The following is a 7002-nucleotide window of genomic DNA, read 5'->3' as shown; positions in this document are numbered from 1 at the left end:
GGCTCGCCGAAGGTGGCGATCCCAAGGTAACGCGTGGCTTGGGGGGCGTCATGGGACTTTAGTCCAATGCCTGGGTTTGCCTGAGGCTGCGAGGGGCGGCATGGCATCATCGTGCGCCGCTTCCCACCACCCACCCATGTCCGCCGATTCCTTCGTCCGCCGCGTTCGCAGCCAGCTCGACCAGTTGTCCGCGACCGAACGCCAGCTTGCCGATTTCGTCCTGGAGTTTCCCGGCGAGTTGGCCAGCTATGCGGGCAACGAACTGGCGGAACTGGCGGGCGTGTCGCCCTCCACGGTGAGCCGCTTCATCCGGCGCATCGGCTACGAGAACTACGAAGAGGCGCGGCGCCAGGTGCGCGAAGAAAAGCAGACGGGCTCGCCGCTGTTCCAGAACGCCACCGAAGCCTCCAAGCGCGGGCACCTCGTGGCCACGCACTTCCAGCAGTCGCAGGCCAACCTGGCGAGCACCTTCGAGCGGCTGAGCGACAAGCAGATGGCCGAGATCGTGAAGGCGATCATCGGCGCGGGGCAGGTGCTGATCTTCGGCACGCGCAGCAGCCACGCGTTTGCGCTGTACCTGCGCTGGCAGATCATCCAGGTGGTGCCGCGCGTCACCGCCATTCCGGGACCCGGCGAAACGCTGGCCGAGCACCTGGCGGGGCTGGGCGAGCGCGACTGCGTGATCGTGTTCGGCACGCGCCGCCAGACCCGCCAGCTCGACACGCTGCTCGCGGGCGCGCAGCGCGTCGGCGCGAAGATCGTCTACATCAGCGACCGCGCCTCGCCCGATTTCGCGGGCGCCACCTGGTCGCTGCAATGCGACTGCCGTGGCCCGGGGCTGCTCGACAACCACGCGGCCGTGATGGGCGTGTGCGACCTGATCGCCACGATGGTGATCGAGGCCGCCGGCTCGGCCGGGCGCAAGCGGCTGGCGGCGATCGAGCTGGGGCACGAGGAAAACGGCGAGCTTTAAGAGGCCGCGTGCGGCCTCGACGCTGATTACTTCGCCGCTTCGCTGCGCGGCAACTGCGTCTTCAACAACTGCGCCATCTCCTTCTTGCGCGCCGGCGGCAGCCGCGGCGTGATCGCGCCGAAGCTGATCGCGGCCAACGTGGTGGCCGACGCCGCAAACGTGCGCCCCACGCCCGACACCCCTTCGGTGAGCGTGTCCACGATGTCCGCATGGCCCGCCGCGCGCGTGCGCTTCACAGCCTGCTTCATGCGCTCGCGGGTGAAGCCGGCCTGCGCGTACTCGGCGGTGTGGCGCTCGAGGATGCGGTCGATCTCGGCATCGGACAGCGCGGCCATCAGCGCCAGCCCGCCCGCGCCCAGGCCCAGCAGGCGGCGCCCGCCGACGTCGGTGGTGAACACCTTCACCGGAAAGTGCCCCTCTTCGCGGTGCAGGCACACGCAGTAGTCGCCCTGGCGGATCACGAGGAACACGGTGTCGCCCGACATGCGCGCGAGCTTTTGCATGAGCGCGCGGCACGAGTCCACCAGCGGCACGCGCCGCATCGAGGCAAAGCCCAGCTGCATGGCGTCGATGCCCAGGCGGTAGGCCTTGCCGTCGGGGTCGCGCTCGGCGAACTGCTCCTCGGCCAGGCACGACAGCAGGCGGTGCACGGTAGAGCGCTCCAGCCCCGAGGCGGCGATCACCTCGGTGAGCTTGATGCCTTCCTCGTGGTGCTCGGCCAGCAGGCGCAGCAGCTGCAGGGCGCGCCGCAGGCTCTGGGCGCCGGCGGTCTCTCTGGGTTCGTCCATATAGTGGGAAAAATTGGAATTAGTGTTTGGGATGCAGGAATTTCGAAGTCTAAACTGCCCCCGCCCCAGACACAGACCCGGAGACACACGATGGCGTACGACACCCTCGAAATCGAACACCACGGCGCCGTGCGCCGCATCCTGCTGGCCCGCGACGCCCAGCGCAACGCCCAGAGCCAGCAGATGCTGGACGAGCTCATGGCCGCCTTCGAGGACGCCGCGCGCGACGACACGGTGAACGCCGTGGTGCTCGGCGGCAAGGGCGCGCACTTCTCGGCCGGCCACGACCTCAAGCAGGCGCAGGCCGAGCGCGCGAACTTCACCGTGGAAGAGCGCTGGGCCTACGAAGAGCTGCGCTACTTCGACTACTCGATGCGCATCTGGGACTTTCCCAAGCCCACCATCGCACAGGTGCAGGGCGCCTGCGTGGCGGGCGGTTTCATGATCGCCAACATGTGCGACCTGGTGGTCGCGGGCGAGTCGGCCTTCTTCAGCGACCCCGTGGGCCACACGCTGGGCGCGGCAGCCACCGAGGTGCTGATCCACCCCTGGGTGATGGGCGCGCGCAAGGCCAAGGAAATGCTCTACACCGGCGGCAAGCTGTCGGCGCAGGAGGCGCAGGCCATCGGCATGGTGAACCGCGTCGTGCCCGATGCGGAACTGGCCGATGCCGCACTGGCGCTCGCGCAGCAGATCGCCAAGGCGCCGCCGTTCGGGCTGCGCCTGATCAAGCGCTCGATCAACCGCACGCTCGACGCGCAGGGCCTGCGCACCGCGCTGGCCGCGCACTTCGACACGCACCAGCTCTCGCACCTGAGCGAGGGCTTTCTCACGGCCCGCGACCGTGGCCTGGCTTCGGCCATCCAGAAGAACCCCGCCTCCGCCTGAATCAAGATGACCTTGCACCGTCTCGAACCCCTGCTGAATCCGGCCTCCATCGCCGTGGTCGGCGCCAGCGGCAATGCCGCGCGCATCGGCGGCATGCCGCTCGCGCACCTCACCAAATTCGGCTACCGGGGCGCGATCTACCCGATCAACCCGAAGTACGAAGAAGTCTTCGGCCTGCGCTGCTGGCCCGACCTCGAAGCACTGCCCGCCGCGCCCGACCTGGTGGTGCTGGCACTGGCCGCGGCCGAGGTCACGCCGATGCTCAATCGCTGCCAGGCGCGCGGCGTGCGCGCCGTCATCGTGTATGCCGCGGGCTTTGCCGAAGCCGGTGACGCGGGCGCCGCGCTGCAGGCCGAGCTGGAAGCCTTCGTGGCCACCACCGACATGGTGGTCGCGGGCCCGAACGCCATGGGCTTTGCCAACCTCAACACGCAGGCCCACACCAATTTCGCCTCGGTGTTCAACACCGCGCCGATGCAGCAGGGCCCGGGCCACGTGAGCCTGCTCACGCAAAGCGGCAACGTCTGCGCGGCCGTGTACGCCATTGCGCGCCGGCTGGGCGTGGACTTCAGCCACTTCATCAACACCGGCAACGAAGCCTGCGTGGACTTCGCGCAGTACCTCGAGTACCTAGCGCAGGACGACGCCACCGAGGTGGGCATCGGCTACATCGAGGAACTGCGCGACGGCCCGCGCTTCATGGAGGCCGCGGCCGAGTTCGTGCGGCGCGACAAGCTGCTCATCCTCTACAAGGCCGGCGAGACCGAGAAGGGCTCCGAGGCCGTGCGCTCGCACACCTCGGCGCTGGCGGGCGACCAGCAGATCTACCAGGCCGCGTTTCGCCAGCTCAACATCATCCAGAGCCACGACTTCGCGCAGATGGCGCAGCTCGCGCACCTGGCCGGCTACCGGCACCGCAGCGCCGGCAAGCGCGTGGCGATCATCACCATCTCGGGCGCGCTGGGCGCGATCCTGGCCGACAAGTTCATCGGCCAGGGGCTCGACGTGCCCACGCTGCCGCAGCCGCTGCAGGACCAGCTGCGCGCCGGCATTCCCGACTACGGCATGGTCTCCAACCCGGTCGATGTGACGGGCAACGTGGTGAACGACCCCGGCTTCGTGCGCACGGCGATGGAAGCGCTGGCCGTGTCCGACGCCATCGACGCCATCGTGGTCTACGCGCCGGGCTACATGCTCGACCGCATGGCCGACGACCTGTGCGCCGTGGCCGAGAAGCACCCGCGCCTGATCGTCGCGATCGACACCGGCGCAGCGAAGACGCGCGATCAGTTGCGCGCGGGCGGCGTGCCGGTGTTCGAGGACATCGGCGTGGCCGTGTCGGCGCTGTCGCCCTTCCTGCTGTGGCAGGAGCGGCGCAAGCACAACCCCTGGCTGCAGGTGCGCAGCCAGCCCGCGCCCGCGCGCGCCACGCTGGCGGGCCGCGCCGACGAGCACACCACCAAGCGCTACCTCGCGGAGTTCGGCGTGCAGCCGGTCGACGAGGCCGTGGCGCGCACCGCCGACGAAGCTGCGGCGGTGGCCGGGCGGCTGGGCTTTCCGGTTGTGCTGAAGGTGCTCAGTGCCGACATCGCGCACAAAACCGAGGCCGGTGGCGTGCGCCTGCGGCTGGGCAATGCGCAGGAGGTGCGCAAGGCCTTCGACGAGGTGATGGCCTCGGCGCGCGCCTACGCGCCCACGGCGCAGATCGACGGCGCGCTGCTGCAGAAGATGGAAGCAGGGCAGGCCGAGCTCATCCTCGGCGCCACGCGCGACCCGGTGTTCGGCATGACGCTGACCGTGGGCCTGGGCGGCGTGCTCACCGAGCTGTATAAGGACGTGAGCCACCGCGTGCTGCCGGTCGACGAAGCGATGGCGCGCGACATGCTGGGCGAGCTCAAGGCCTTTCCGCTGCTCACGGGCTACCGCGGCCGGCCGCTGGGCGACGTCGAGGCCGCGTGCCGCGCCATCGCCGGATTTTCACGCGCCGTGCTGGCGCTGCAGGAACAGGCAGACGAGGTCGAGGTCAACCCGCTGCTCGTGAAGGAACAGGGCCAGGGCGTGCGCGCGCTCGACGCGCTGGTCCTGGCTTCGTAAGACACAACCACAACCATCGACAGAGACAGGAGACATCCCATGTTCAAGAAAGCACTGGCCTGCGTGGCCCTGGCCGCCGCCGCTCTGGCGGGCGGCCCCGCCGCGGCGCAGACCTACCCGACCAAGCCCGTCACGCTCGTCGTGCCGTTCTCGCCCGGCGGCGCGGCCGACATCATGTCGCGCCTGCTGGCCGAGCGGCTGCACAAGCGCCTGGGCCAGCCCGTGCTGGTGGAGAACAAGCCCGGCGCCGGCACCATGATCGCCTCGGAGTACGTGGCCAAGGCCGCGCCCGATGGCCACACGCTGCTGCTCGCGGCCTCGTCGCTGGGCATCGCGCCCAGCCTGTACAGCAAGGTCAACTACGACCCGGTGAAAGACTTCGCGCCGGTCTCGCAGGTGGCTTCGGTGGTGCACGTGCTGGTGGTGCATCCGAGCATTCCGGCGAAGAACGTGGGCGAGCTCGTGAGCTGGCTCAAGGCCAACCCCAACAAGGCCAACTACGGCTCGGTGGGCGCGGGCACGTCGACGCACCTGGAGGCCGAGCTCTTCAACAGCGTGGCCGGCGTGAAGATGCAGCACATCCCGTACAAGGGCAGCGCGCCCGCGCTCACCGACATGATCGGCGGCCAGCTGCAGGTGATGTTCGACGCGTACGCGTCCTCGGGCCCCTTCATCAAGGACGGCAAGGTGCGCCTCTTGGCCGTGACCACGGCGCAGCGCTCGCAGTCGCTGCCCGATACGCCCACCGTCGCCGAGTCGGGCCTGCCCGGCTACGAGGCCATGCCGTGGCTGGGCGTGGTCGCACCGGCGAAGACGCCCCCGGCGGTCGTGAACAAGCTGTACGACGAGCTGCAAGAGGTGCTCAAGGAGCCCGAGGTGAAGGACAAGTTCCGCAGCCTGGGCCTGGACATCATCGGCAACAAGCCCGAGGAGTTCGCCGCCTTCCTGCGCAAGGACATCGTGAAGTGGGCGAAGGTCATTAAAGACTCCGGCGCCAAGGCCGACTGACACCCGCGAACCATCAGCAAGAACGAGAAAGCAGACAAGCATGCAAGTGGGTTACTCGGCGCAAGACGAAGCCTTCCGCCTCACGTTGCGCGACTGGTTCGAGACGCACTATCCGCGCTTCGTCGCGGCCTGGCCCGGGGGCACCCCCGACGCCAACGAGCTGACCTGGCGCCGCGCCTGGGAAGACCACGTGTGCCAGGCCGGCTGGTCCGGCCTGGGCTGGCCCGAGGCCCACGGGGGCAAGGCCTGGCCGCTCACGCGGCAGGCCATCTTCCACGAGGAGCAGGCCCGCATCGGCGCGCCGCTGGGCGTGAACATCATCGGCCACGGCATCCTGGCGCCCACGCTGATCCACTTCGCGAACGAGGCGCAGAAGGCCCGCTACCTGCCCGGCATCCTGAGCAACCGCGAGATCTGGTGCCAGGGCTACTCGGAGCCCGGCGCGGGCTCCGACCTTGCGGCGTTGTCCACGCGCGCCGAGCGGCGCGGCGACCACTACGTGCTCAACGGCCACAAGGTGTGGACCTCGTTCGCCCACATTGCCGACCACTGCTTCGTGCTCGCGCGCACCGACGCCGCGGCCGCGCGCCACAAGGGAATCAGCTTCCTGCTGGTCGACATGAAGAGCCCCGGCGTGCGCGTGGAACCCATCCGCCAGATCACGGGCGAGTCGGACTTCAACGAGGTCTTCTTCGAGGACGTGAAGGTGCCGCTCGACGCGCTCGTGGGTGAAGAGAACGGCGGCTGGCGCCTGGCGATGGCGGCCGCGAGCTTCGAGCGCGGCACCTACTTCATTCCGCGCCAGGTGCGCTTCACGCAGGAGCTGGGCGCGCTCACGCGGCTGGCGGCCGGCGTGCAAAGGGGCGGACGCCCCGCGCTCGATTGCCCGCACCTGCGGCGCGACCTCGCGCGGCTGGCGGTCGACAGCCACGTGCTCAAGCTCAAGTCGTACCGCGCGCTCACGCACGCGATGCGCGGCGGCCCGCCGGGGCCCGAGGGCTCGTCGACCAAGCTGCACTGGAGCGAGTCGCACCAGAAGCTGCTCGCCACCGCCATGGAAGTGCTGGGCGAGCGCGCGCTGGCCGGCCCCGAGTCCACGGGTGCCGACCCGCAGGCAGCGGCCTGGGTGCGCGACTACCTGTGGACGCGCGCCGAAACCATCCTGGCGGGCACGTCCGAAGTGCAGCGCAACATCCTGGCCGAGCAGATGCTGGGCCTGCCCAAGAACTGATTGAAGACGACGACACGACC

At 69.4% G+C, this 7002-nt stretch carries 6 protein-coding genes; 5 read left to right on the top strand and 1 reads right to left on the bottom strand.

The genetic code is table 11. The features are described 5' to 3' along the window. The first annotated feature begins 136 nt into the window (after window positions 1-136). A complete protein-coding gene (locus AC3WQR_RS28925; RefSeq protein WP_062480494.1) occupies window positions 137-973 on the top strand; it encodes a MurR/RpiR family transcriptional regulator in 837 nt (278 codons plus the stop codon). A gap of 26 nt (window positions 974-999) precedes the next feature. Here AC3WQR_RS28925 and AC3WQR_RS28920 read toward each other — a convergent pair whose 3' ends face one another. Then, a complete protein-coding gene (locus AC3WQR_RS28920; protein WP_492745391.1) occupies window positions 1000-1761 on the bottom strand; it encodes an IclR family transcriptional regulator in 762 nt (253 codons plus the stop codon). A gap of 90 nt (window positions 1762-1851) precedes the next feature. Between AC3WQR_RS28920 and AC3WQR_RS28915 the strand changes: the two genes are divergently transcribed. From AC3WQR_RS28915 to AC3WQR_RS28900, 4 genes are read left to right on the top strand one after another with little or no spacing between them, the layout of a single operon-like run. After that, complete coding sequence (locus AC3WQR_RS28915) at window positions 1852-2649, top strand: enoyl-CoA hydratase (protein WP_492745389.1); 798 nt, start codon at window positions 1852-1854, stop codon at window positions 2647-2649. A gap of 6 nt (window positions 2650-2655) precedes the next feature. Beyond that, window positions 2656-4743, top strand: a complete 2088-nt coding sequence (locus AC3WQR_RS28910; RefSeq protein ID WP_492745387.1) for an acetate--CoA ligase family protein — start codon at window positions 2656-2658, stop codon at window positions 4741-4743. A 39-nt stretch (window positions 4744-4782) separates the two neighbouring features. Then, window positions 4783-5751, top strand: a complete 969-nt coding sequence (locus tag AC3WQR_RS28905) for a tripartite tricarboxylate transporter substrate binding protein (RefSeq protein WP_354346306.1) — start codon at window positions 4783-4785, stop codon at window positions 5749-5751. A gap of 40 nt (window positions 5752-5791) precedes the next feature. Next, entirely contained in the window at window positions 5792-6982 is a 1191-nt protein-coding gene (locus tag AC3WQR_RS28900; protein ID WP_492745385.1) for an acyl-CoA dehydrogenase family protein, read from the top strand. Window positions 6983-7002 lie beyond the last annotated feature (20 nt).

This window comes from Variovorax sp. FW305-3-2-15-B-LB1 (assembly GCF_058787635.1).
Note: the sequence above shows the minus strand (reverse complement) of the source record. Positions and strands in the feature narration are given on the sequence as shown.